Origin of the sequence: Rhizobium sp. Root274 (assembly GCF_001429245.1) — a bacterium.
In the GTDB taxonomy this organism is placed as follows: Bacteria; Pseudomonadota; Alphaproteobacteria; order Rhizobiales; family Rhizobiaceae; genus Allorhizobium.
The window spans coordinates 896,419-921,388 of sequence record NZ_LMJE01000001.1 but is presented as its reverse complement, the minus strand read 5'-3'; the positions used below and the strand labels follow the sequence as shown (position 1 = coordinate 921,388).

Here is a 24,970-nt window from a genome sequence, read left to right as displayed (position 1 = left end):
CTGCCCCTCGCGCAGCTTCCATGATGAAGCAGCTCGCATTGCGCCTGCTGCCACACCGGCACATGGCCTTATCAGACTGGAGTTTGTCTTGACGGAATTCACCCCCTTGATGTCTTTCGCTGGAGGGCTGCTGATCGGTCTGTCGGCCGTGCTTCTGATGCTGACCTGGGGGCGGATTGCCGGTATGACCGCGATCATCGGCGGTATTCTCCCGCCACTCGGGTCCGATTGGTCCTGGAAGGCTGCCTTCCTCGCCGGCGCAATTCTCGCGCCCTTCCTGCTCTCGATGTCGGGATACACGGTCGATTACGCCGTTCCCGTCTCGACGGCTGCGCTGGTCTTCGGCGGCCTGATTGCCGGCATCGGTGTCACCTTCGGCTCCGGCTGCACCTCTGGCCATGGCATTTGCGGCATGGCGCGCCTGTCGCGCCGCTCGATCGCGGCGACAGTCACCTTCATGGCTTTCGCCATTCTCACCTTTTTCATTATCCGCCACGTCGCGGGAGGAATGATCTGATGCGTTTCCTCCTCGTCTTCCTGATCGGCGCCCTGTTCGGAACCGGCATCGTCCTCTCCGGCATGGCAAACCCGGCCAAGGTACTCAATTTCTTCGATCTCGCTGGCAGCTTCGATCCAAGCCTCGCTTTCGTCATGGCCGGGGCGCTTGTGGTTGCCGCTCCGGGCTATGCGCTGCTTTTCCGCGCCCGGCAAAAGCCGCTCTTCGACCAGGCCTTCCACCTGCCCAAGGCGAGCGCCATCGACATCAGGCTGATCGGCGGCTCGGCCGTCTTCGGCATAGGCTGGGGCATCGCCGGTTTCTGCCCCGGCGCCTCGATCCCCGCTCTCGGCCTCGGCCATACCTCGGCGGCGATCTTCGTCATGGCGCTTCTGATCGAAATCCTGATTGCGCGCAAACTGGCCAAGACGGATTTCTTTGCGGATGTTGCGCGGTCGCGGTGACTGCAGCTGCGCATAAGAGCAGCGCGGACCACCGCTTTACCTGCACTTAACCGTATCGCGCATGTTTCTCAGCCCATATCGCGCAATTTAATCTGAATATCGGGATATGGTGGTTCGATGGTCTGATTGCTGACCGAAAGAGTGCCGATCCGATGTTAGATGTGGTGACCGTCCTCACCTACAATGTAGTGATCAACTTCGCCTTGATGATCGTCGCGACGATTGCCTGGGCGCGCAACCCGCGCCAGAAGGAAATCATCTTCTGGGCTCTGGCCGCATGGTCGATGGTGATCGGCACCATCTGCTCAAGCCTGACGGAACACTTACCCTATAACATCCTGGGTTATGTCGGCGGCGTGGTCTATGTCGCGCGCACCGGCCTCATCCGTCTTGGTTTCAAGGAATTCTATGGTCAGCCTTATCGGCTGTGGCAGGCCTTCAACATATCTTTTGTCGTTTGCATGCTCATGGTCCTGGCCGAACTGCTGGAGGATCCGGGACCCGTTCGCATTTCTCTCATTTATCTCGGATCAGCCTTTAACCTCGCACTCGGCACAAGGGATCTGTGGCGCGGCAATCCCGGCGAGCGCCTGCCATCCGGCCGTTTCGCCGCCATTGTTTACGTCGCCTATGCCCTGTCCAGCCTGCTGATCGCCCCGCTGCCGATCCTCTATCCGATCGAGTTTATCGGCCGAACTCCGGTCTCGGAATGGCTGACCTATACCAGCATGCTGCTGCTGGTCTTCAACCTGCTCGCTTTCCTGATGGCCATGGTTCTGAAGCTTGAGCGTGGCGGTGAAATTCAGCGGCGGCTCGCCGAGCGCGACAGCCTGACCGGGCTCACCAATCGCCGCATGTTCCTGCAGCAGGCGGCGCGGCTGAGCGAAGGGCAGGGCACCGCGATCGCCGTGCTCGACCTCGATCATTTCAAGCGCATTAACGACACCTACGGTCACAAGGGGGGTGACGATGCGCTGGTGCAATTTGCCGAACGCGTCTTGCGCCTCCTGCCGGCCGATGCGGTCTTCGGCCGCCTTGGCGGCGAGGAATTCGGTATATGCCTGCCCAACCAGGATCGCGCTTCTGCCTGGAGCACGATCAACGCCATTCGCCTCGCTGTCGCATCGGAAGACATCCGTTCCGGCGATCACCGCTTTCGAATGACCGTCTCCTGCGGTCTCGTGCTGACGCAGATGCCGCAGCGAAGCCTGGATGCCTGGATGGCAGAGGCGGATGTCGGCCTTTATGCCGCCAAGGACCAGGGCCGAAACCGGGTTGTCCTTCATGAACCGGGAGCCTCTCACGCCGACGGTTCTGCGACGCATCTGGAAACACTTGTGCTGAGCGATTGGGACGGGATCACGCGCCTCTCGGCCTGACGGGTCCGGCTGAGGTGAGGCAGAGACCTTTGCGAAACCGGATGACAGCTTGACGCTGCGGTCGCATTGGCGCCTAGTGCAAACCAGCAAATCACCCGCAGATCCGGAAAGATGTCAGATGGCCATGACGCCGCGCAGACCCGTGAACCCCAAGGATGCCGCTGAAGCCCTATTCCGCCCGGCGCCGAAGCCCGTCGCCCCCGCCGTCGAACGCCGCGCGCCGCCTGAGGTCAAGGAAATGGTCTCGATCAAGCTCGACAGCGCGGTTCTCGAACATTTCCAGAAGGATGGCCCCGGCTGGCAGGACCGCATCAACGATGCGTTGCGCAAGGTGGTCGGGGCGGAAGCCTGAGAGTAGAAAGGGGCATATAGGTGCCCATCTTGCCCCTTCCTTTCGGCGCGAAAAACCCCTAAAGAACGCGGCCATGACGTATCTTTCGGCGGCCCGGATCATTCGAATTATTGGCCCGGCCCTCCCGGCGGCTTGAAGAGCTGCGGGAAGGTCCGGGTTTTTGGCGCTGGGTTTCAAGCCCATCGCCCGCTTGCCGCCAATCCAAGACACTATTCCGCGACCACTTGAGGTCGCCCCATCCGATGGCTGATCCATGACCGATACCCCTGAAAAGATCGATTACTCCAAGACCCTCTATCTGCCCGAGACAGAATTCCCGATGCGCGCCGGCCTTCCTCAGAAGGAACCGGAAATGGCGGCGAAGTGGAAACAGATGGGTCTCTACAAGCGCCTGCGCGCCTCGGCCGCCGGCCGCGAAAAATTCGTCCTGCATGACGGCCCTCCTTATGCCAACGGCAACATCCATATCGGCCATGCGCTGAACAAGGTGCTGAAGGACGTCATCACCCGCTCCTTCCAGATGCGCGGTTTCGATTCGAACTACGTGCCCGGCTGGGATTGCCACGGCCTGCCGATCGAGTGGAAGATCGAGGAGAAATATCGCGAGAAGGGCAAGGACAAAAACGAGGTCCCGGTCAACGAATTCCGCCAGGAATGCCGTGAATTCGCCCAGGGCTGGATCGACAAGCAGTCCGACGAATTCCGCCGTCTCGGCATCGAGGGCGATTTCGACAATCCCTACACCACCATGGCCTTCCATTCGGAAGCCCGCATCGCCGGCGAACTCCTGAAGATCGCCATGAGCGGCCAGCTCTATCGCGGATCGAAGCCGATCATGTGGTCGGTCGTCGAGCGCACGGCGCTGGCGGAAGCTGAGGTGGAGTATGCCGAAGTCGAGAGCGACACGATCTGGGTGAAGTTCCCGGTCTTTTTTGTGGCGCGCGATGACGCCAAGATGACCGATCTTCTTGATGCCTCCGTCGTCATCTGGACCACCACCCCCTGGACCATCCCCGGCAACCGCGCGATCTCCTACTCCTCGAAGATCGAATACGGCCTCTACGAGATCACCGAAGCCACCAATGACTTCGGCCCGCAGCCGGGCGAGAAGCTGATCTTCGCCAAGCGCCTTGCCGAAGACGCAGCAAACAAGGCCAAGGTAACCTTGAAGCTGGTCCGCGACGTTACCGGCGCGGAACTCCGCGCGATCACCTGCACCCATCCGCTGAAGGATCTGGGCTACACTTTCGCCGTCCCGATGCTCGACGGCGACCATGTCACTGACGACGCCGGCACCGGTTTCGTCCACACCGCCCCGTCGCATGGTCGCGAAGACTTTGAAGCCTGGATGGCCAATGTCCGCCAGCTCGAAGCCCGTGGCATCGACACCAAGATCCCGTTCCCGGTCGATGATGCCGGCTTCTACACCGAAGACGCCCCCGGTTTCGGCCCCTCCGCCGAAGGTGGTGCCGCCCGCGTACTCGATGACAACGGCAAGAAGGGCGACGCCAACAAGCGCGTCATGGAAGCCCTGATCGCGGCCAACAATCTCTTTGCCCGTGGCCGCATCAAGCACGACTATCCGCATTCCTGGCGCTCCAAGAAGCCGGTCATCTTCCGCAACACGCCGCAGTGGTTCGTCTATATGGACAAGGACCTCGGCGACGACACGACGCTGCGCACCCGAGCCCTCTCCGCTATCGACCAGACCCGCTTTGTGCCGGCAGGCGGCCAGAACCGTCTGCGCGCCATGATCGAGCAGCGCCCGGACTGGGTGCTCTCCCGTCAGCGCGCCTGGGGCGTGCCGATCTGCGTCTTCGCCGATGCCGAAGGCAATGTTCTGAAGGACGAGGCGGTCAACGCCCGCATCCTCGAAGCCTTCGAGAAGGAAGGTGCCGATGCCTGGTTCGCCGAAGGTGCCAAGGAACGGTTCCTCGGTGAGGAGCATGATGGCGACAAGTGGCAGATGGTGTCGGACATCCTGGACGTCTGGTTCGATTCAGGCTCGACACACACCTTCACGCTGGAAGATCGCCCGGACCTGAAATGGCCGGCCGACGTCTATCTCGAAGGCTCCGACCAGCATCGCGGCTGGTTCCATTCGTCGCTGCTCGAAAGCTGTGCGACGCGGGGCCGCGCGCCCTACAACGCCGTCGTCACCCACGGGTTCACGATGGCCGAGGATGGCCGCAAGATGTCGAAGTCGCTCGGCAACACGGTGACGCCGCAGGATGTGATGAAGGAATCCGGCGCAGACATCCTGCGCCTCTGGGTGATGAACACCGACTACTGGGAAGACCAGCGCCTCGGCAAGACGATCATCCAGACGAACATCGACAGTTACCGCAAGATCCGCAACACCATCCGCTGGATGCTCGGCACGCTCGCCCATGACCATGGCGACGAGATCGCCTATGCCGATCTGCCGGAACTTGAAAAGCTGATGCTGCACCGTCTGGCCGAACTCGACCAGATCGTCCGCAAGGGCTACGACGAATTCGACTTCAAGCGCATCGTCCGCGCATTGTCGGACTTCGCCAATGTCGAGCTCTCGGCCTTCTATTTCGACATCCGCAAGGACACGCTCTATTGCGACGCCCCGTCGAGCCTGAAGCGCCGCTCGGCCCTTTTCGTCATCCGCAAGCTCTTCGATTGCCTGGTCCTGTGGTTTGCCCCGATGATGCCGTTCACGACGGAAGAGGCCTGGCTCTCGCGGGATCCGAAGGCTGAGTCGGTCCATCTCGAGCAGTTCCCGACGGTTCCCGCCGACTGGTCGAACGAGGCCGTTGCCGAAAAGTGGAAAAGCGTTCGCGCCGTCCGTCGTGCCGTCACCGGTGCCTTGGAAATCGAGCGCAAGGAAAAGCGCATCGGCTCCTCGCTGGAAGCAGCCCCGGTCGTTCATGTCGCCGACGCCGATCTCCTGAAGGCGCTCGAAGGCCTGGATTTCGCCGAGATCTGCATCACCTCCGACATCTCTGTTGTCGCAGGCGAAGGCCCCTCGGACGCCTTCCGTCTGGATGATGGCACCAAGGTCTCCGTCGAGCCGAAGCTGGCTGAGGGCACGAAGTGCGCCCGCTCCTGGAAGATCACCAAGGACGTCGGCTCCGACCCTGAATATCCCGAGGTCTCGGCCCGCGACGCGCAGGCGCTGCGCGAGCTTGCGGCGCTCAACTGAGGAAATATTACCGGATGATTTGCGCTTTCGTGGGTCATCCGGTAAAACTGCCTGAAATTGGCCGAATTCCACCGGCAGCGGTGGGGAGGAAATATTCGGCGGCACAGATGAACTGCGGCGAGGCTGGTAGGCATTCATGAAATCGGCATATCTGTTCAGAGTTGGCCTTGGCATGGCTGGACTGCTTGGCGTGACTGTTGGCCTCTCCGGCTGCGTCGGTGGCCCGACCTATGGCACCGACAAGACGGCCATGGAGCAGCTGGCGGATGACGTCGGCACCGCCGTATCGATCGCCCCTCGCGAGGCGGCCAACAAGGGCACTAAGTACAATCCGCGTCCGTCGCTCGTCTTGCCGCCCGGCGGAACGCAGACGGCAGCGCTCGTTGCCCCACAGGCCTCCGTCGCCAACCGCGAGAACAATCCGGAATGGGCAGAGTCCCCGGAAGAGGCGCGCGAACGTCTGGTCGCCGAGGCCGACGCCAATGCCGATAACCCGCGCTATCGTTCGCCGCTGCTTGCCGGCTACGGCACCTCGGGCACGATGACCGAGACGCAGAAGTGGCAGGCTTTCCGCGAAGCCCGCAAGCTGCAGAAGGGCGCCTATCTCGACCAGCGCCGCCTTCTGTCGGATCCGCCGACGGAATATCGTCAGGCCGAAGAGGCGACCCTCACCGATCTCGGCGAACCGGAAGCGAAGAAGGAAAAGCGTCGCAAGAAGGCTGCCAAGGCCGCCCAGCAGACCAGCTCGTGGTGGATGCCCTTTCAATAAGCGGCTTTTCCAGTGCAATCGATCAGGGCAGGGCGCAAACGCCCTGCCTTTTTCTTTGAGGTGTCCTGATGCCCTTCACCATTCGCCCCGCAACGCCTGACGATGCCACCATTATTCTTGGCTTCATCACCGAACTTGCCGTTTATGAGAAGGCCGGCCACGAGGTCGAGGCAACCGAAGAGACAATCCGTGCATCCATTTTCGGTGAAGGCTCGGTCACCGAAGCGGTGATCCTCGAAAGCGACGGCAAGCCGGCCGGCTTTGCCGTCTGGTTCTACAATTATTCCACCTGGCAAGCGAAGAACGGGCTTTATCTCGAAGATCTCTATGTCTCGCCCGATTATCGCGGCTCAGGTGCCGGCAAACTCCTGCTCAAGCATCTGGCGAAAGTGGCGGTGGAGAAAGGCTGCGGCCGCTTTGAATGGAGCGTGCTCGACTGGAACGAGCCGGCCATCCGCGTCTATGACGCGATCGGCGCGGAACCGCAGACCGAATGGATCCGCTACCGGCTAAGCGGAGAAAAACTCAAGGCCTTTGCCGGGATCGACTAAGCCGCGACCCTGAGGTGTCATTCTTCCGTGTCGAGCATCCGTGCCAGAAAGGCGAGATAAAAGGCCTCGATCCCCGGGCCGATGATCGAGATCCAGATGAGCGCCATGTTGCGATCGGCCGGATCATGGCGCGAGAGATAGGCGACAAGGATCATGGCGGCGGCGATCGCCACCGGGATGGCTGCCACCGCCACGAGCCTCGGCACCTCGCGGTTTACCGCGCCGCTCACGGACCATTGAATGGGCAGCGACCGCCGCTCCGGCGCGATGTTGCGATGGCCCCATGCAGCGATCAGGCCCATTGCGATCAGCGAGAGCAGGGGTGCAATCAGGATCATGTCTCTCTCTTCGTCTGGAAAAAGCTCTTGAGCATCTCGGCGGCCTCGGTCTCGCGGATGCCGGAATAGACCTCTGGCGCATGATGGCACGTCGGCTGGGCATAAAAGCGCACGCCGCTTTCCACCGCACCACCTTTTGCGTCATGCGCAGCATAATAAAGCCGGCGGATGCGGGCAAAGGAAATGGCGGCCGCACACATCGTGCAGGGCTCAAGCGTCACATAGAGATCGGCATCCACGAGCCGCTCGTCACCCACCGTTTGCGCCGCCCGCCGGATGGCCATGATTTCGGCATGCGCCGTCACGTCACTCAAAGCCCGCGTCTCGTTGCCGGCTCGCCCGATGATCTCGCCCTCGCGCACCACCACCGCGCCGATCGGCACTTCGCCGCGTTCGCCGGCGGCAAGCGCCTCTGCGAAGGCGGCATCCATGAAGCCGTTTGTCTGCGCCATGCCTGAACTTTCCGCTTAACCCGAGCCGCGCGACCTGATACGACAGCCCAAACCACAGGCAAACAACAAATGACATTCAAAGACAAGTCCAAGCGCCCGGCGGGCAAGCCCGCTGAGCGCGGCGGCAAGCCGCTCACCCGCAAGCCGGCCGCAAAAACCGAAACCAAGCCCGCACGTGCCGCCCGCCCTGAGGCGCCGGCCAGCGACGACACGATGAAGCCCGAGCGCATCTCCAAGCTGCTCGCGCGCGCGGGCGTCGCCTCGCGTCGTGACATCGAGCGCATGATCATGGAAGGCCGCGTCGCGGTGAACGGCAAGGTGCTGGAAAGCCCGGTGCTGAACGCAACACTCGCCGACACGATCGAGGTCGATGGCCAGCCGATCCGTGGCATCGAGCGCACGCGGCTCTGGCTCTACCACAAGCCAGCCGGTCTGGTGACGACCAATTCCGATCCGGAAGGCCGTCCGACCGTGTTCGAGAACCTGCCGGAAGATTTGCCGCGCGTCATGTCGATCGGCCGCCTCGACATCAACACCGAAGGCCTGCTGCTCGTCACCAATGACGGCGGCCTTGCCCGCGTGCTCGAACTGCCGACCACGGGTTGGCTGCGCCGCTACCGCGTGCGCGCCTATGGCGATGTCGACCAGCCGGCACTCGATGCGCTGAAGGAAGGCATTGCCGTCGACGGCGTGCTCTACGGTGCCATCGATGCGACGCTGGACCGCAAGCAGGGCCACAATGTCTGGATCACCATGGGCCTGCGCGAAGGCAAGAACCGCGAGATCAAGAACGTGCTTGGCGCGCTTGGTCTCGAGGTCAACCGCCTGATCCGCGTCTCCTACGGCCCGTTCCAGCTCGGCGACCTGCCGGAAGGCCAGGTCCAGGAAGTCCGTGGCCGCATGCTGCGCGACCAGCTCGGGCCCCGCCTGATCGAGGAAGCCAAGGCCAATTTCGATGCGCCTGTCTATAGCCATGGCGGCGTCGAGGTCGAGGACGACGAAGAAGCGTCGAAGAAGCCGGCCCGCCCGGCCAAGGCCGAATGGGCCCGCGACGAGCGCTCCACCGGAGGCAAGCGCCCCGACAAACTCGACAAGAACGACCGCCGTGAACGTGCGCTCGAACGACTCGACACCAGCCGCAGCGACAGCTCGAAAAAGTTTGGTGACAAGAAGTTCGGCGATAAGAAGTTTGGCGACAAGAAATTCGCCGACAACAAGTTCGACGACAAGCCGAAGCGTGCGCCGGCTGCCGCTAAGAACCGTACGGCCAATGTCTGGATGGCGCCTGGCGCGCGTCCGCTCGGCGAAAAGGCAGCCGCTGCCGCTGCCCGCCGCAAGCCTGACAACCGCCCGGAACGCCCCGTGGATCGCTTCGACGACCGCGAAGGACCGCGCGTCATCGTCAGCCGCGCCCATGACGACGAGGGCGAATGGATCCGCGCCGACGGTCCCGACAAGAAGCCCGGTGGCCGCGATGGTGGCCGTGGTGACAAGCGTGGTGGCTTTGGCGACCGTCCCGCCCGCCGTGACGGCGACGACCGTGCGCCGCGTCGCGAAGGTGCTGACCGTGGCCCGCGCCGCGAGGCCGAAAGCCGGGGCCCGCGCAGTGACGCCCCCGCCCGTGGACCGCGTCGCGACAATGCAGATCGTCCGCCGCGTCGCGACGGAGACGAGCGTGGACCGCGTCGTGATTTCTCCGACCGTCCGGCCCGCTCGGGTGACGACCGCCCACGTGACGAACGACCGCGCGGCGAGCGCCCGTTCGGTGACAAGCCTCGCGGTGCAAAGCCCTTTGGTGACAAGCCGCGCGGGCCCAAGACCTACGGCGACAAGCCTGCCGGTCGCGCCTATGGCGACAAGCCTGCCGCGCGGGCCTATGGCGACAAGCCTGCCGCGCGGGCCTATGGCGACAAGCCTGCTGGAAAGTCCTTCGGTGACAAACCGGCCGGCAAGTCGTTCGGCAAACCCGGTGGCAAACCGGCGGGCAAGAGCTTTGGCGGCAAGCCGGGTGGTCGCCCGGCCGGCGGCCCGCGCTCCGGTGGTCCCGGCGGCTTTGGCGGCAAGCCTGGGGGTGCCGGTCGCGGCGCGCCCAAGGGCAAGAGGTAAGGCCCCATGCGCATTGTTGGTGGTGAGTTTCGTGGCCGCAATCTGGCCACGCCCAAATCCAATGACATCCGGCCGACCGTCGACCGGACGCGCGAAAGCCTCTTCAACATCCTGTCGCACGCCCATCCGGGCGTGCTCGATGGCACCCGCATCCTCGATCTCTTTGCTGGCACCGGCGCCGTCGGGATTGAAGCCCTGTCGCGCGGCTGCAAATCGGCGCTCTTCGTTGAAAACAGCGTCGAGGGTCGCGGACTGCTCTGGGAAAACATTGAGGCGCTCGGCCTGCATGGCCGCGCCCGCATCCTGAGACGCGACGCGACCGATCTCGGGCCGTCGAGCAATATCGAGCCCTTCGATATCGTCTTCGCCGATCCACCCTATGGCAAGGGTCTTGGCGAAAAGGCGCTTCTCGCAGCCCATCAGGGCGGCTGGCTCGCGCCGGGCGCGCTTGCCATTCTCGAAGAGCGGGGCGATGTGCAGGTCTCGGTCGATCCGGTCTTCGCATTCATCGAGCAACGGACCTTCGGTGACACGAAAATGTACTTCTTTTCCTATAGGCCGGGCTGACACCGACGATAAGACAGGCCCGCCGCATGGATCAGATCGCCGAAACGCCCATTCCCTCCACAGGCCGCAAGGCGGAACCGACCATCGGTCTTGCGCTTGGCGCCGGCGGTGCCCGTGGTTTCGCCCATATCTCGGTGCTCGAAGTCTTCGATGAACTCGGCATCCGGCCAAGCCTGATTGCCGGCTCTTCGATGGGGGCGATCCTCGGCGCTGGCTATGCGAGCGGTATGAGCGGACGCGATATCCGGGACTACGCCCTCGATCTCGCCGACAACCGCGCCCGTGTCCTCAACATGTTCTGGGGCTTGAGACCCGCCAGCATCCGTGCCCTCGGCGGCTTTCGCATCGGCCAGTTTAATCTGGGGCGTATCCTGCGCACCTTCCTGCCGCCGCAGATCCCCGAGACCTTCGCTGGCCTCAACATGCCCTTGAAGGTGGTGGCGACAGACTATTATGGTCAGTGCGAATTGATCCGCAGCGAGGGCGACCTTTACGAGGCCCTCTCGGCCTCAGCCGCCATCCCCGCTCTGTTCGCCCCGGTCACAATCGATGGCCGCCTCATGATCGACGGCGGCATCTTCAATCCCGTGCCTTACGATCATCTGGTCGGCGAGACGGAACTGCTGGTCGCTATCGACGTCATCGGTGCCCCGGAGGGAGACGGCACCCATGTGCCGAACCGTATCGACAGCCTCTTCGGCGCCTCGCAACTGATGATGCAGTCGCATGTCGCGCTGAAGATGAAGCTCTGCCAGCCGGACATCTATCTCAGGCCAGACGTCAACGGCTTCCGCGTGCTCGATTTCTTCAAGGCCCGCCAGATCCTCGAAGCCGCCGACCGGCTCAAGGAGCCGCTCAAGCGGGATCTCTCCGAGCGGATCGAGGACTTTATCCGCCGCTAACCGGTTATTCGCCGGCCACCGTTTCTTCCTCTCGCACGGACTGCACCGGCCGCTTCGGCTTGACCAGCGGTTCCGGCTTGACCGGCCGGTTGTGCATCAGATCGCGGCCTGCCTGGATGCCCTCCTGTGCCTGCAGCTTCAGCCGTTCCTCGTCGCGGCGGCGAATGTCCTCGCCGATCTCATAGGCCTCGTCCTCCGAAACCCCGAGCCCCTCCAGCGTGCGGCGACCGAACAGCAGACCGGATTCCAGCGTTTCACGCAGCTCGTATTCAACGTCGCGGCTGCGCAGTTCGATGCTGTGAACGCGGTCATAGGAACGCGCGTAAATCCGCATGTCGGGGCATTCCGACTGGATGAGCTCAACGATCTTGTTGGTGATCTCTTTTCTGTGGGTGCAGACCGCCACGATCTTCGCCTTTTCGATGCCCGCCGCCCTCAGCACGTCCAGCCGCGTGCCGTCACCGAAATAGATGCGGAAGCCGAAGGTCGCAGCCTGACGAACACGATCGGCGCTGTCATCGATAATGGTGACGTCCCGACCGCTCGCAAGCAGGATCTGCGCCGCGATCTGGCCGAAGCGCGAGAAGCCGATCATCAAGACGTCCGATCCGGCCCCCTCGAAGTCCTCCTCCAACTCCTCCCGCTCGGTCGTCTCGCGCGCCAGAAGCCGCTGTCCGATCAGGGCGGAGAGCGGCGTCAGCGCCATGGAGAGGGTAACGATCGAGATCAGCAGCGAGGATTGTCCGCTGCTCAGCACACCGGCCGAAGCGGCGGTGGTGAAGAGCACGAAGCCGAATTCGCCGCCCTGCGGCAACAGAAGGCTGATCCGCAAGGCGTCCCTGTGTGGCGATCCGGCCAGGCGGCAGATGGCGTAGAGGGCGGCTGCCTTGACCACCATCAGCACGGGGACCGCGATGGCGATGAGCAGCAGGTTGTCGACGATCACATGCAGTTCCATCGACAGCCCGACCGCGATGAAGAACAGCGCGAGAAGCAGGCCGCGGAACGGCTCGATATCGGCCTCCAGCTCATGACGATACGACGATTCCGCCAGCATGACGCCGGCGAGGAAGGCGCCCATGGCCATTGACAGGCCGGCAAGCTGCATAACGAAGGCCGCGCCGAGTACCACGAAAAGGGCTGCCGCAATCATCACCTCGCGCGCACCCGTCCGGGCGATCACCTGGAACAGCGGCGTCAGCAGATAGCGCCCGGCCATGATCATGGCGAAGACGGCGCCGATGGCGACGGCAACGCCGATCAGAGGCGACGGCTGCGCCTCGCCCCCGGACGTGCCAAGCACGCTGACCATGGCAAGCAGCGGCACGATGGCGAGGTCCTGGAAGAGCAGGATCGAGAATGAGCGCTGGCCGTAGCGGCTGTTGATATCGCCATAGTCTTCGAGAAGCTGAAGCGCAAAGGCGGTCGACGACAGGGCGAGGCCGAAGCCGGCAACCAGCGCACCGCGCCAGTCGAGAATGCCGGACGCCATGACGATCCCGGTCAGCGCGAGGCCGGTCAGCACCACTTGGCTTGCCCCGAGCCCGAAGATGTCCCGCCGCATGTGCCAAAGCCGCGTCGGCTTCAATTCCAGTCCGATGATAAAGAGCAGCAACACGACGCCGAGCTCTGCGACAGCGAGAATTTCACCCGATCCCCCGATCAGGTGCAGCACCGGACCGATGATGACACCGGCTGCGAGATAGCCGAGAACGGTCCCCAGGCCGAGCTTGCGGAAGATGGGTGCTGCAATGACTGCGCCGCCGAGGAGCAGGAGGGGTTGGGCAAACAGTGCTTCGCTGGCGCCGGCCAAGTTGATTCTCCTCATTCTTTCGTTCGGGAGCAGGGTGTGCTGCAAACTATGTCGGGCTCGTGAACGGGAAAAGCCCGAACCGCACTTGATGCCCCTTCACAGGCACAATAAATGGAGCGTGAAGGAAAGGCCAAGCCATGCCCCATGAAATTGATTCCGCCAATCTCCTCGAACGCGCCGAACAACTGGTCCAGCTGGCACTGAAGGCAGGCGCAGAGAAGGCGGACGCGGTGGTCGTTCGTTCACGGTCCAAAGGCGTCAGTGTCCGTCTCGGCAAGGTCGAGTCGACCGAAGCATCTGAAAGCGATGACTTCTCTCTGCGCGTCTTCATCGGCCGGCAGGTGGCAAGTGTTTCGGCCAATCCAGGCTTCGACCTGACCGCACTCGCCGAACGCGCCGTGGCCATGGCCAAGGTCTCGCCGGAGGACCCCTATGCCGGTCTCGCCGACGAAAGCGATCTGGCCCGCGATATTGCCGATCTCGAACTTTACGACCCGAGGGAAGTCTCCAGCGACAGCCTGCGCGAAAGCGCCCTTGCCATGGAAGAGGCGGCCCGCTCGGTCGCCGGCGTCAGCAACTCGCTCGGCGCCGGTGCCTCTGCTGGCATGGGCGGCTTGGTTCTGGTCACCTCGCACGGCTTTTCCGGAAGTTATGCCGGTTCGCGCTTCTCCCGCTCCGTCGGCGTCATCGCCGGCGAGGGCACCAAGATGGAGCGCGACCACGATTTCGACAGCCGCCTCTATTTCGCCGAGCTCGACAGCCCGGAAGAGATCGGCCGTCGCGCCGCCGAGCGCGCCATCCGCAGGCTCAACCCGCGCCAGGTCCCGACCGCATCGAACCTGACCGTCGTCTTCGACCCGCGCGTGGCGCGCGGCTTCGTCGGAACGATCGCGGGCGCGATCAACGGTGCATCGGTTGCCCGCAAGACCTCTTTCCTGCGCGACAAGATGGGCCAGCAGGTGTTGAAGCCAGGCCTCAACATTACCGACGATCCCTTGAAGGTGCGCGGCTCCTCCTCGCGGCCCTTCGATGGCGAGGGCATTGCCGGAAAGCCGCTGACCATGATCGACGACGGTGTGCTCAAGCACTGGTTCCTGTCCTCCTCCGCCGCCCGCGAACTGGGCTTGAAGACCAATGGCCGTGGCGTGCGCGGCGGCACGTCGGTTTCGCCGTCGTCCACCAATCTTGCGCTGGAGCCCGGTGACATCTCGCCGGAGGATCTGATCCGCAGTGTCGGCACGGGCCTCTACATCACCGACATGATCGGCCAGGGCGTCGACATGATTACCGGCGAATACAGCCGCGGTGCGAGCGGCTTCTGGATCGAGAATGGCGAACTGACCTATCCGGTCTCCGAGATCACCGTCGCGTCCAATCTCAAGGACATGTTCATGCGGATCACGGTCGCCAACGACATCGACCGCAAGTTCGGCGTCGCCGCTCCCACCCTTGCCATCGAAGGCATGACCCTTGCCGGGCTCTGACGACAGAGCAGAGTCGATGGACTGGAGCGCCGACCTCACCCTGATCATCGAGGCTGCCCGCGAGGCGGGCAAGGTGGCCTTTGCCCATTTCGGCCAGTCGCCGGAAGTCTGGTGGAAGAATGAGGGCATGTCACCCGTCAGCGCCGCCGACTATGCCGCCAATCGCGTACTGGAAGAGATCCTGCGCAAGGCGCGTCCAGACTACGGCTGGTTGTCGGAAGAAACCGACGATGACCCGGATCGGCTGACCCGCGACACGCTCTTTGTCGTCGATCCGATCGATGGCACCCGAGCCTTCCTTGCGGGCAAGAAGACTTGGTGCGTCAGCGTTGCGGTTGTTCACAAGGGGGCGCCCGTCGCGGGCATTCTCGTCGCCCCGGCGCTCGACGAGGAATTCACGGCGACCGCCGGTGGCAAGGCCCTGCGCAATGGCCGCGAGATCACGGTCTCCGCACCGGAGCCGGAGGGACGCCTCAAGATCGCCTCTGCGCAGGACATGGTGGCCGGTATCGAGAAGGGCCTTCGTCCGCGTATCGATCGTGTGGAGCATATCCCCTCGCTCGCCTACCGGTTGGCCCTGGTGGCCGATGGCCGCATCGACGGCACGCTGGTCAAGCAGAACTCGCACGATTGGGACTTGGCGGCCGCCGATCTGATCCTGTCACGCGCCGGCGGAGCCCTGACGGATCTGGAGGGCAGGGCGCTGGTTTATAACCGTGCCGAGGTGATCCATCCTGTCCTTTGTGCCGCCTCGGCGAGCATCCTTCCGTTGCTGCTGAAGAACGTTACCCGAATTCCCCGGAGTTGACCTTTTGGGCGAAATCGCGCAGATGAAGGACCGACAGCATACCAACGGGAAAAGACGAAAAATGACGGCTTCCAGCGAAAACAAGCAGCTTCTCCATCTGGTTTTTGGCGGTGAACTGTCCAACCTGGAAGAGGTGCAGTTCCGCGATCTTGACGCCCTCGACATCGTCGGCATTTTCCCGGACTACGCCAGCGCGCTGGCCGCCTGGAAAGGTAAGGCTCAGGCGACCGTCGACAACGCCCACATGCGTTACTTCATCGTGCACATGCATCGGCTGCTCAACCCGAACGACAAGTAAGCGCCTTACGAAGGGCGGCATCTTGGTCGATCCGCAAGGGTCACGTTTTGAACTCAGTCTTCTTGCATCTCTCTGATATTGCGTTGCCCGCCTCCGGAAAGGGCCAAATGGTATTGTCGATCAAGATGAGCAGGTTGATCCGATGGCGCTGAGCGAGGCGCTGGCATCGTTCGCGGTGAAATCCTACAGCTGGTTCGGCGCCGCCGTTTACCCGCTGACCGCGCCGCTGCTTGCCTATCGTGCGGCCAAAGGCAAGGAAGATCGCAGCCGTCGCTCCGAACGTCTGGGCCATGCAAGCCTGGAGCGTCCCTTCGGCCCACTGGTCTGGATCCATGCCGCAAGCGTTGGCGAAACCACCGCCGTCATTCCCCTGATGCGCGAGTTGCGCCGCCGCGACATTCACGTACTCTTGACCACCGGCACTGTCACCTCGGCTGCCGTTGCGGAGAGCCGGCTGGGTGACACTGTCATCCACCAATATGTGCCGCTCGACTTCCTGCCCGCCGTCCGCCGCTTCCTCGACTACTGGCAACCGGATGCAGCGATTGGCGTCGAATCCGAGATCTGGCCGACGACGATGTCGGAACTGCGCCGCCGCCACATTCCGCAAATCCTTGTCAATGCCCGCATGTCCGATCGCTCCTTCGATCGCTGGCAGCGTTACAAGTCGGTGGCCGAGGCCCTGTTCGGCAAGCTCGCCCTCGTGATTGCCCAGTCCGATGTCGATGCCGAGCGCTTCCGCGATCTCGGCGCCTGGCCGGTGATCGTCTCGGGCAATATCAAGGTCGACAGCGACGCGCCGCCGTGTGACGAAGGCGTGCTCAACCACTACCGGCACCAGATTGCCGGCCGCAAGACATGGGCGGCCATCTCCACCTTCGAAGGCGAGGAGAAGATCGCCGCCATGGTCCAGCGGGCGCTCAAAGCCCATACCGGCATGCTGACCATTCTCGTGCCGCGCCATCCGGAACGCAGCCACGACATCGAGGCCATGCTGATCGAAAAAGGCCTGACCGTTGCCCGCCGCACCCGGGGTGACGCCATCACGCCCGAGACAGACGTTTTCCTCGGCGATACGATCGGCGAGATGGGCCTCTATCTGCGTCTGACCGAAGTGGCCTTTGTCGGCCGCTCGCTTGCGGCCGAAGGCGGGCAGAACCCGCTGGAGCCGGCCCTGCTCGGCTGCGCCATCCTGTCCGGCCCGCAGGTCAGCAATTTCCGCGAAAGTTATCAGCGCCTCGTGCGCAAAGGCTCCGCCCGTATCGTGCGCGATGCCGAAATGCTGGCCAAGGCCGTGCATTTCCTGCTCAACAACGACGTCGCGCGTCTGAAGATGATCGATGCCGGCCATGAGAGTGTGCAGGAAATGCGTGGCGCTCTGACCGCGACGCTGAAGGGGCTGGAGCCCTATATCAGCCCGCTTTCAGTCAAGGCGAAGCTTGAGCCGCGCGGCGCAGTTCAGAGCTGACACAATGCCGGGGGGCACCATGACCGATAGAGCCGAGATCGCCGGTATCCTGTTCGACAAGGACGGCACACTTCTCGATTTCGACGCCAGCTGGGGACCGGTCAACCGGATGGTGGCCCTGATTGCCGCCGATGGCGATCAGGGGCTCGCCGACCGCCTGCTGACCGCCTGTGGCATGGATCCGGACACCGGATCGATTGTGCCGGACAGCCTGTTCGCCTCGGCCAACACCCAGGAAATCGCCGAGGGCATGATCGCGGCCGGTGCCGTCTTGCCGCTCGAAACGCTCGTGCCGCGCATTGACGACTGCTTTGCTGAAGCCGCGCGCCTCTCCGTGCCGATCACCGAACTTGAGCCGCTCTTTGCTCGCCTGCACAAGCGCGGCCTGCGCCTCGGCATCGCATCGAGCGACAATGAACGCTCGATCCGCATCGCGGCCGAACGCTTCGGCATCCTGCCCTATCTCGATTTCATCGCCGGCTATGACAGCGGCCATGGCAGCAAGCCCCATGCCGGCATGGTGCTCGGTTTCTGTGCTGCTACCGGTCTCACGCCCGCCCAGGTCGCTGTCGTCGGCGACAACAATCACGACCTGCACATGGGCATCAATGCGGGTGCTGGCCTGAAGGTCGGTGTGCTCTCGGGAACCGGTTCGCGTGAGACGTTGACGCAGCATGCCGATGCGGTGCTGGCAGACATCACGGCGCTCGAAGGCGTCCTTGGCTAATCCTCGAATGCGCTTTTGAATTGCAGGCGCTTGACCATTTCCTGCCGCAATGGTTCTTGTTGCGCGCATGAGGTCTTGGAAGAGAGGCCCCGCCCAAGGCAGGGATGAGGATGGTTTCTGAGGCACCGCCCTTCTGGTGGACGTCGATCGGCTGGCAGGCGCGATGCCTCGCCCCGGTCTCCTTCGTCTATGGCCGCATTGCCGCGGCCCTGATGCGTCATCGCCGCCGCCATGCGCTCCCTGTCCCTGTGATATGCGTCGGCAACTTTACCGTCGGCGGGGCGGGCAAGACCCCGACCGCCATCGCCATTGCCCGTGCCGCCAGGGCCAAGGGGCTGAAACCGGGCTTCCTCAGCCGCGGCTACGGTGGTTCGCTGGATGTCACCACCGTTGTCGATCCCCATCATCACCGCTCGACCGCCGTTGGCGATGAGCCGCTGCTGCTTGCACGCGAAGCGCTCACCGTGATATCCCGCCGCCGCATCGCCGGTGCCGATCGGCTCGTCGCCGAGGGTGTCGATCTCGTCATCATGGACGATGGCTTCCAGAGTGCGCGGCTGAAGGTCGATTATGCGCTGATCGTCATCGACAGCACGCGAGGCATCGGCAATGGCCGCGTTGTGCCCTCGGGGCCCGTCCGAGCCCCCATCGGCGTCCAGATGCGCCATCTGGATGCCATCCTCAAGGTCGGGAAAGGCAACGCTGCAGATCGTCTCGTCCGTCAGGCCGCTCGGTCCGGCAAGCCCGTGATGGTTGCCGAAGTTTTGCCCGCAGAGCCGGATGCCTTGAAAGGTAGGTCCGTGCTGGCCTATGCCGGCATTGCTGATCCCAACAAGTTTTACCGGACGCTGGAACAGATGGGGGCCGTTATCGCCGACCGGCAGGGCTTCCCGGATCACCATCATCTGGCCGAAGACGAAATCGCTGACCTCATCGAGCGCGCCGCCCGTCAGAGCCTGCAGCTTGTCACGACCGCCAAGGATCACGTGCGCCTGACCGGCGGCCACGGCCGCAGCGCTGAGTTGGCGGAGCTTTCACATGTCGTGGATGTCGACATGGCCTTCGACGACCCGAAGGCGCCGGATTTGATCATCGAGGCCGCCATCGCCAATTGCCGTCGTCGCAGGCTGGTCGCCGCGATCGAGAATTAACGTTTCTGGTTGGGCAGTGCGCCGGCGCGCTTCTCGGCCTCGAGCGAGGCAGCCGCATCGGCATAGGCCTCCTGGCGCGCGACGCTCCAGTAGCGCAGCTCGTCGACCAGCACCGGGCGCCCGCTGATCGCACAGGTGACGAACGAGCCCGGCGTCAGGATCTGGAAATCCGCATCGAGATAACGGATCTTGGCTTCGCGGTTGCCGCTGCCTTCGAAACGGTTCATCATTCTTCTCCTGCGCCGCCTGTCACGGAACTGCAATACAGCGGCCTCCCCGCCTTTTAAAGGGTCCGTTCGTCGCTTTCCAGTGGGTCAGCTGCGCCCGAACAGCCGCTCGATATCAGACAACTTCAGCTCGACATAGGTCGGCCGGCCGTGATTGCACTGGCCCGACCCCGGCGTCTGCTCCATCTGCCTGAGCAGCGCATTCATTTCCTCGACCCGCAACTGCCGCCCCGAACGCACCGAGCCATGGCAGGCCATGGTCGCCGCCACATGCTCCAGCTTGGCGTTCAGCCGGTCGGCCGTGTCCCATTCGGCAATCTCGTCGGCAAGGTCGCGCACCAGGCCGGCAGTATCCATCTCGCCCAGCATCGCCGGCGTCTCGCGCACGGCAATTGCGCCCGGGCCGAAGCGTTCGATGGCAAGCCCCAATTGCTCCAGCCCCTCCGCATGGCTCATCAGCCGGTCGCAATCCTCTTCCGGCAGGTCGACAATCTCGGGGATCAGCAGCCCCTGCGAGGGAAGCCGCCGACCGGTCAGCGCCTTGCGCATCTGTTCGAACACCAGGCGCTCATGCGCGGCATGCTGGTCGACGATGACGAGACCATCCGAGGTCTGGGCAACGATATAATTGGCATGCACCTGCGCGCGGGCAGCACCCAGGGGATAAGTGGCGATCGCCTCGACCTGACCGGCTGGTTGCGCGGCGACAGGCTCGCTGCGGGCCGTCGGCACCGACAGACTGTCGAAAGCAGCCTGGGCCACTTCACCGAAGCCAGTCCGTCCGGGTGCGTAAGCCGCAGCGGACGCGGCAGAACCGTAGCCACCGCCAAACCCGCCACTAAAGCCCGAAGCCCCGCCGTTAAGAGGGCGGCTGGGTGAGGCGTCTGCCGACCAGGCCTGGGCAGGTTGCGGACTGAACCCCGGCCGAAACGCTCTGAGCATTCCTCCAGCGCCGGTTGTCGATGCCCGGTCGCCCTCCCGCTGCAAGGATTGTCGAATGGCGCCGACGATCAGCCCGCGGACCAGGCCCGGATCGCGGAACCGCACGTCCGACTTTGCCGGATGCACATTGACATCGACCAGCGCCGGATCAAGCGCAAGCGATAGGACGGCCACGGGATAACGCCCCTGCGGGATGGTCTCGGCATAGGCGCCGCGAATGGCAGACAGGATCTGCTTGTCCTGCACCGGGCGTCCGTTGACGAAAGCATATTGATGGGCCGAATTGCCCCGATTGAAGGTCGGCACGCCGGCAAAGCCGGTCAACCGAACATCCTCGCGCTCGGCGTCGAGCTCGATCGCATTGTCTCGGAAATCGGCGCCCAGCACCTGGGCAATGCGCGCTAAGTGATCGTCACCCGTTGCCGGGAATTCCACGAGCGACCGGTCTGTGCCCGAAAGCACGAAGCGGATCGCCGGAAAGGCGATTGCCATGCGCTTGACGATTTCGGTAATCGCGCCGGCTTCTGCCTTTTCCGTCTTCATGAATTTCAGCCGCGCCGGCGTGGCGAAGAACAGGTCGCGCACTTCGACCGTCGTGCCGGGATTGGCTGCCGCAGGCCTGACAGCACCGACCTTGCCGCCGGTGACGGTGATTTCGGCCCCGCTGCCGGCCCCCTGCGGCCGGCTTGTGATGGTGAGTTTCGCCACCGATCCGATCGACGGCAGCGCCTCTCCGCGAAAGCCGAGCGAGCGAATGTCAAACAGCGTGTCGCTGAGTTTGGACGTGCAGTGTCGGCGGATCGCGAGCGACAGGTCGTCCGGCCCCATGCCGCAACCATTGTCGATCACGCGCAGCAGCGTCTTGCCGCCACCGGCGGTCGCGACCTCGATGCGGGTTGCACCGGCGTCGATGGCGTTTTCGATCAATTCCTTCGCAGCACTTGCGGGTCGTTCGATGACCTCGCCGGCGGCGATCTGGTTGATCAGGGTCTCTGACAGCTGCTTGATGATCATCGCGTCATTTTCCGGGATTCGAGGCCTGCAGGAAAGGCCTAATCGCAACCGTCCCCACCACGCTCACCATTAATCCGGCCTTAACGGAATGATTCTAGTTTGACCAATGACTTGAGATGTCTCTCGGCAGGTCTTTCAGACCAGAGGAAGAAGGGCACCGCCGGTGTGCCTTTTGCCAACTTCCCTCGCCACTTCAAGCGCGACCGGCATGTTCACCGCCTATCATCAGCAGGAATCCAGGCTTGTCGCGTCAGCGGCAATGGTCTCAGAGGCAGCAGTGTGAGCGAGTTTCCACCGGCCCCCGGCGACAGAAAGGGACACCAGGGTCCGGATGCGCCGTCGCCCGAGGCGTCGCTCGACCTTGCCCTGATGGATGCGGTGTCCGATGCCTTCCAGGCCGCCTTCCTGATCTATGATCGCAATGACGAGCTGATTTTCGCCAGCCGCTCCGTCAGCAATTTCCTGCCGCTACCGCCAGAACAATTCCAGCGCGGCAATCGCCTGCGCCGCCTGTTGGGGGCAGCCTACGATCTCGGTCTGCGCGCCGGTGAACCCGAATCCGCAGCTCTCAGCCGGGACGAATGGCTGACCCGGCAGATCGCGGCGCACTGGAAGGAGCGCTACGAGATCCAGGCCAGCGAGGACGGCAAGCGGTGGACCCGCTATTCCAAACGGCGCCTGCCATCGGGGCACGGCTTCTGCATCATGACCGACATCAGCGAGCAGAAGCGTCGCGAGGAGCAGTGGCGTGCCGATGTCGAGCGGGTGCAGCTGACCGAGGAAATCCTCGACAATCTGGCGCATCCTGTCTTCGTCCAGGACCGCAATCTGCAGCTCGTTGCCGTCAACAAGGTCTTCTGCTCAGCGCTGTCGATTGGCGCCGACAACGCCCTAGGTGCCGATCTGCGCCGCCTCTTCGATGCCGATCTCGCAGAGAGCCTGCAATCCGTGTCGCGGCATGTGCTCGACAGCGGGATGACCGCCTCCATCACCCAGTCCATGCGGCTTTACGGCGACCCGCCGCGTCCGATCCTTGTCCATGTCCAGCGCGTCGGCAAACCGGGCCGATACTTTGTCGTGGCAAGCCTCGGGGAAGTGGGGGCCACCGGCCTGGTTCCGGTCGAAACACGGTCCTCAGCCGCAGCACCGGCGCCCGTTTCATCCGAGCTCTCCATTCGTGCCGATCAAAGCCTTGCCGGCCGCAAGGCCCTCATCGTCTCGGCGGACCCGAAGTTCGAAGCGACGGCTCTCGATATTCTCGAACTTCTCGGACTCGATAGCTGCTGCGTGCGGGGCGAAGAGGAACTCGATGCCTTTCTCGATGCCGCCCGCTCCGTCGGCGTTGTCATTGATCTGGCCGTCTTCGACGTAAATGCCGATCCGCGATGCCTCGAAATTCTGCAGGCGGCAGAGGTTGATTATACCAGCCTGGCGCAGGATGACGTTGCGTCCGACCTTGCCTTCATCGTGCTGGAACGTCTCTCCGCGCTGCGAGCAAGGCCCGCGCCCGCCGATGACTGGGAAATCAACACGGAACATCAGGCGGCACCCGAAACGCCGCCACCGGCCTCGCCCGCGCCGCCTCTAATATCCTCTCTGGTCCTGGTGGCCGAGGACAACGAGATCAACCAGATCGTCTTTTCTCAGATCCTGGAGGGGTTGGGATACTCCTATCAGATCTGCGCTGATGGCGAGGAAGTCGTCAGGCTCTGGGCCGAACTCAATCCGGCGATCATCCTGATGGATGTGACGCTGCCGGGGCTGAATGGTTTCGAAGCCGCCCGGCGGATTCGCGAGACCGGGCGCACCCGTGCGGATGCCACACCGATCATCGGTGTTCTCGCTCAGGCCTTCGACCGTGACCGCGAAGCCTGCTACGCCTGCGGCATGGACGACGTCATCCTGAAGCCGCTGAGCCCGGATGTCGTGGAGCAGGCACTCATGCGCCTCGTGCCGCAGGTGGCGCGCGCGACGAACGGTTGATGCGGATCGGTCTCTCCGTCGCCCTCTGATTTCGTGTATTAGAAGCTCCAACAGCACCCGCAAATGCTTGTCGCTATTATTATATTAATGCTTTAGATCCATTATGCCAGCTGTGGAAGGAACCGTAGCAGGAAGAATGAATGGGTCCCGCTGGCACTGCCGTTGAGCAGCACAACCAGAAAGAACTGCAGCGCATGGCCTACACCGATCATCTGACCGGATTGGGCAACCGCAACCGCCTCGCAGACAAGATCCGCCAGCTGGCCGCCGATCGCGCCTCCGATCCTGCACCCTTCACCGTCGGCATCGTCAATCTCGACGGCTTCAAACCCATCAACGATCTCTTCGGCCAGGCCTCCGGCGACGAGATCCTGTGCCAGGTCGCCCATCGCCTGAAAGCTTGTGTGCCGGATGGCGCGACCGTCACCCGCCACGACGGAGACGAATTCGCCATCGTCCTGCCGCTCGTCTTCGAGCGCACCGGGGCTGAACGTGCCGGCCAGCTGATCAAGGACGTGCTGTCCGCCCCTTACGATCTTGGCGACCGCAATGTCCGCCTCTCGGCGTCGTTAGGCTTTGCCGTCTATCCCTTTGCCGGCGAAGAATTCGAAGAGCTGATGAAGAGCGCCGAAACCGCGCTTTACCGCTCCAAGCGGCGCGGCCGTGGCCAGATCACTGTCTACTCGCGCGAAATCGCCCAGGAAATGAAGCGCGCAACGCAGCTTGAGCAGGCGCTGCGCAATGCCATCATAAACGACACCGTCGATGTGCATTTCCAGCCGATCGTGCGCCTGCGTGACAACCGCGTCGTCGGTTTCGAGGCGCTCGCCCGCTGGATCGATCCCGATCTCGGCTTCGTATCCCCCGCCGTCTTCGTTCCGCTTGCCGAAGAGCGCGGCTTCATTGACACGCTGTCTGAAACCCTGCTGCGCAAGGCCGCCGAAGCGACACTTGCCTGGCCGCGCGATCTCTTCCTCTCGTTTAACCTGTCCTCCGTCCAGCTGATGGATCTGCGCACCTCCTACAACACGCTGTCGATCCTCAACAGCGTCGGCTTCGATCCGCGCCGACTGGAGATGGAGATCACCGAAACGGCCGTGATGACCTCGGCCGACACCGCGCGTCGCATCATCAAGGACCTGAAGGACGCCGGCATCCGCATCTCGCTCGACGATTTCGGCACCGGTCAGTCGAGCCTTGGGCGCCTGCGCGATTTCACCTTCGACAAAGTCAAGATCGACCGGGCCTTTGTCTCCGCCATCACGACAGACCGCACCTCCGAGCACATCATCAAAGCGATCATCACCATGTGTGAGGGCCTCGATCTCGAAGTGGTTGCCGAAGGCATCGAGACGGAAGCGGAAGCCCAGAAGCTGCGTGAACTCGGCTGCGGCATGGGGCAGGGCTATCATTTTGGCCGCCCCGCCGATGCCGCCGCCACTTTGCGTTACCTGGCCGAGAACCACCACGAATTCGCTCTGGTCGACCGCGTGTCGGCCTGACC

The 24,970-nt window shown here is 63.3% G+C and carries 23 protein-coding genes; 18 read left to right on the top strand and 5 right to left on the bottom strand.

Annotated features, from left to right (window positions below):
• Positions 1–88 precede the first annotated feature (88 nt).
• The 7 genes from ASE36_RS04735 to ASE36_RS04705 all read left to right on the top strand — a co-directional run bounded on the left by ASE36_RS04735 (position 89) and on the right by ASE36_RS04705 (position 7,186).
• Complete coding sequence (locus ASE36_RS04735) at positions 89–517, top strand: YeeE/YedE family protein (protein WP_062276037.1); 429 nt, start codon at positions 89–91, stop codon at positions 515–517.
• Positions 517–960, top strand: coding sequence for a YeeE/YedE family protein (locus tag ASE36_RS04730; RefSeq protein ID WP_062276035.1), 444 nt, complete (start codon positions 517–519; stop codon positions 958–960). Before ASE36_RS04735 ends, ASE36_RS04730 begins: the two co-directional genes overlap by 1 nt.
• A 152-nt stretch (positions 961–1,112) precedes the next feature.
• Positions 1,113–2,339, top strand: coding sequence for a GGDEF domain-containing protein (locus tag ASE36_RS04725; RefSeq protein WP_062276034.1), 1,227 nt, complete (start codon positions 1,113–1,115; stop codon positions 2,337–2,339).
• A gap of 118 nt (positions 2,340–2,457) precedes the next feature.
• Complete coding sequence (locus tag ASE36_RS04720; RefSeq protein WP_062276032.1) at positions 2,458–2,691, top strand: BrnA antitoxin family protein; 234 nt, start codon at positions 2,458–2,460, stop codon at positions 2,689–2,691.
• A 253-nt stretch (positions 2,692–2,944) separates the two neighbouring features.
• Entirely contained in the window at positions 2,945–5,866 is a 2,922-nt protein-coding gene (gene ileS, locus ASE36_RS04715; protein ID WP_062276030.1) for an isoleucine--tRNA ligase, read from the top strand.
• 136 nt (positions 5,867–6,002) lie between these two features.
• Positions 6,003–6,635 carry a hypothetical protein gene (locus ASE36_RS04710; RefSeq protein ID WP_062276028.1) on the top strand — a complete coding sequence of 211 codons (633 nt, stop codon included), beginning with the start codon at positions 6,003–6,005 and terminating at the stop codon, positions 6,633–6,635.
• Between the two features lie 68 nt (positions 6,636–6,703).
• On the top strand, positions 6,704–7,186 hold the full coding sequence (locus ASE36_RS04705) for a GNAT family N-acetyltransferase (protein WP_062276026.1): 483 nt from the start codon (positions 6,704–6,706) through the stop codon (positions 7,184–7,186).
• Positions 7,187–7,203: 17 nt separating this feature from the next.
• On the opposite strand, the gene ASE36_RS04700 is transcribed toward ASE36_RS04705, so the two are convergent.
• Both ASE36_RS04700 and ASE36_RS04695 read right to left on the bottom strand, forming a co-directional pair.
• Entirely contained in the window at positions 7,204–7,524 is a 321-nt protein-coding gene (locus tag ASE36_RS04700; protein WP_062276023.1) for a hypothetical protein, read from the bottom strand.
• The gene (locus ASE36_RS04695; RefSeq protein WP_062276021.1) at positions 7,521–7,976 is read right to left on the bottom strand and encodes a nucleoside deaminase; all 456 of its coding nucleotides are present in this window, start codon (positions 7,974–7,976) and stop codon (positions 7,521–7,523) included. The genes ASE36_RS04700 and ASE36_RS04695 overlap by 4 nt, the downstream gene beginning before the upstream one ends.
• A 69-nt stretch (positions 7,977–8,045) precedes the next feature.
• On the opposite strand from ASE36_RS04695, the gene ASE36_RS04690 reads away from it, so the two are divergent.
• The 3 genes from ASE36_RS04690 to ASE36_RS04680 are packed head-to-tail and all read left to right on the top strand — an operon-like array spanning position 8,046 to position 11,551.
• Entirely contained in the window at positions 8,046–10,082 is a 2,037-nt protein-coding gene (locus tag ASE36_RS04690) for a pseudouridine synthase (protein ID WP_062276019.1), read from the top strand.
• A 6-nt stretch (positions 10,083–10,088) separates the two neighbouring features.
• Entirely contained in the window at positions 10,089–10,649 is a 561-nt protein-coding gene (rsmD, locus tag ASE36_RS04685; RefSeq protein WP_062276018.1) for a 16S rRNA (guanine(966)-N(2))-methyltransferase RsmD, read from the top strand.
• A 26-nt stretch (positions 10,650–10,675) separates the two neighbouring features.
• Positions 10,676–11,551, top strand: coding sequence for a patatin-like phospholipase family protein (locus tag ASE36_RS04680; protein WP_062276016.1), 876 nt, complete (start codon positions 10,676–10,678; stop codon positions 11,549–11,551).
• Positions 11,552–11,555: 4 nt separating this feature from the next.
• Here ASE36_RS04680 and ASE36_RS04675 read toward each other — a convergent pair whose 3' ends face one another.
• A complete protein-coding gene (locus ASE36_RS04675) occupies positions 11,556–13,379 on the bottom strand; it encodes a monovalent cation:proton antiporter-2 (CPA2) family protein (protein ID WP_062276014.1) in 1,824 nt (607 codons plus the stop codon).
• Between the two features lie 122 nt (positions 13,380–13,501).
• On the opposite strand from ASE36_RS04675, the gene ASE36_RS04670 reads away from it, so the two are divergent.
• The 6 genes from ASE36_RS04670 to lpxK all read left to right on the top strand — a co-directional run bounded on the left by ASE36_RS04670 (position 13,502) and on the right by lpxK (position 19,300).
• Positions 13,502–14,848, top strand: coding sequence for a TldD/PmbA family protein (locus tag ASE36_RS04670; RefSeq protein WP_062276012.1), 1,347 nt, complete (start codon positions 13,502–13,504; stop codon positions 14,846–14,848).
• 16 nt (positions 14,849–14,864) lie between these two features.
• Positions 14,865–15,656: a 3'(2'),5'-bisphosphate nucleotidase CysQ gene (locus tag ASE36_RS04665; protein ID WP_062276010.1), complete on the top strand. Its 792-nt coding sequence runs from the start codon at positions 14,865–14,867 to the stop codon at positions 15,654–15,656.
• 61 nt (positions 15,657–15,717) lie between these two features.
• Positions 15,718–15,954, top strand: coding sequence for a DUF4170 domain-containing protein (locus ASE36_RS04660; protein ID WP_062276008.1), 237 nt, complete (start codon positions 15,718–15,720; stop codon positions 15,952–15,954).
• 148 nt (positions 15,955–16,102) lie between these two features.
• Complete coding sequence (gene waaA / locus ASE36_RS04655) at positions 16,103–17,422, top strand: lipid IV(A) 3-deoxy-D-manno-octulosonic acid transferase (protein ID WP_062278070.1); 1,320 nt, start codon at positions 16,103–16,105, stop codon at positions 17,420–17,422.
• A gap of 19 nt (positions 17,423–17,441) precedes the next feature.
• Complete coding sequence (locus tag ASE36_RS04650; RefSeq protein WP_062278068.1) at positions 17,442–18,149, top strand: HAD family hydrolase; 708 nt, start codon at positions 17,442–17,444, stop codon at positions 18,147–18,149.
• A 110-nt stretch (positions 18,150–18,259) separates the two neighbouring features.
• Positions 18,260–19,300: a tetraacyldisaccharide 4'-kinase gene (lpxK, locus tag ASE36_RS04645; RefSeq protein WP_062276006.1), complete on the top strand. Its 1,041-nt coding sequence runs from the start codon at positions 18,260–18,262 to the stop codon at positions 19,298–19,300.
• On the opposite strand, the gene ASE36_RS04640 is transcribed toward lpxK, so the two are convergent.
• Both ASE36_RS04640 and mutL read right to left on the bottom strand, forming a co-directional pair.
• Positions 19,297–19,527, bottom strand: coding sequence for a DUF2093 domain-containing protein (locus ASE36_RS04640; protein WP_062276004.1), 231 nt, complete (start codon positions 19,525–19,527; stop codon positions 19,297–19,299). The two genes, lpxK and ASE36_RS04640, sit on opposite strands and share 4 nt — an antisense overlap.
• 87 nt (positions 19,528–19,614) lie before the next feature.
• The gene (gene mutL / locus ASE36_RS04635; RefSeq protein WP_062276003.1) at positions 19,615–21,483 is read right to left on the bottom strand and encodes a DNA mismatch repair endonuclease MutL; all 1,869 of its coding nucleotides are present in this window, start codon (positions 21,481–21,483) and stop codon (positions 19,615–19,617) included.
• A 279-nt stretch (positions 21,484–21,762) separates the two neighbouring features.
• Between mutL and ASE36_RS04630 the strand changes: the two genes are divergently transcribed.
• Positions 21,763–23,466 carry a response regulator gene (locus ASE36_RS04630; protein WP_062276001.1) on the top strand — a complete coding sequence of 568 codons (1,704 nt, stop codon included), beginning with the start codon at positions 21,763–21,765 and terminating at the stop codon, positions 23,464–23,466.
• 140 nt (positions 23,467–23,606) lie between these two features.
• Positions 23,607–24,968, top strand: coding sequence for a putative bifunctional diguanylate cyclase/phosphodiesterase (locus ASE36_RS04625; RefSeq protein WP_062275999.1), 1,362 nt, complete (start codon positions 23,607–23,609; stop codon positions 24,966–24,968).
• Positions 24,969–24,970: the final 2 nt, after the last annotated feature.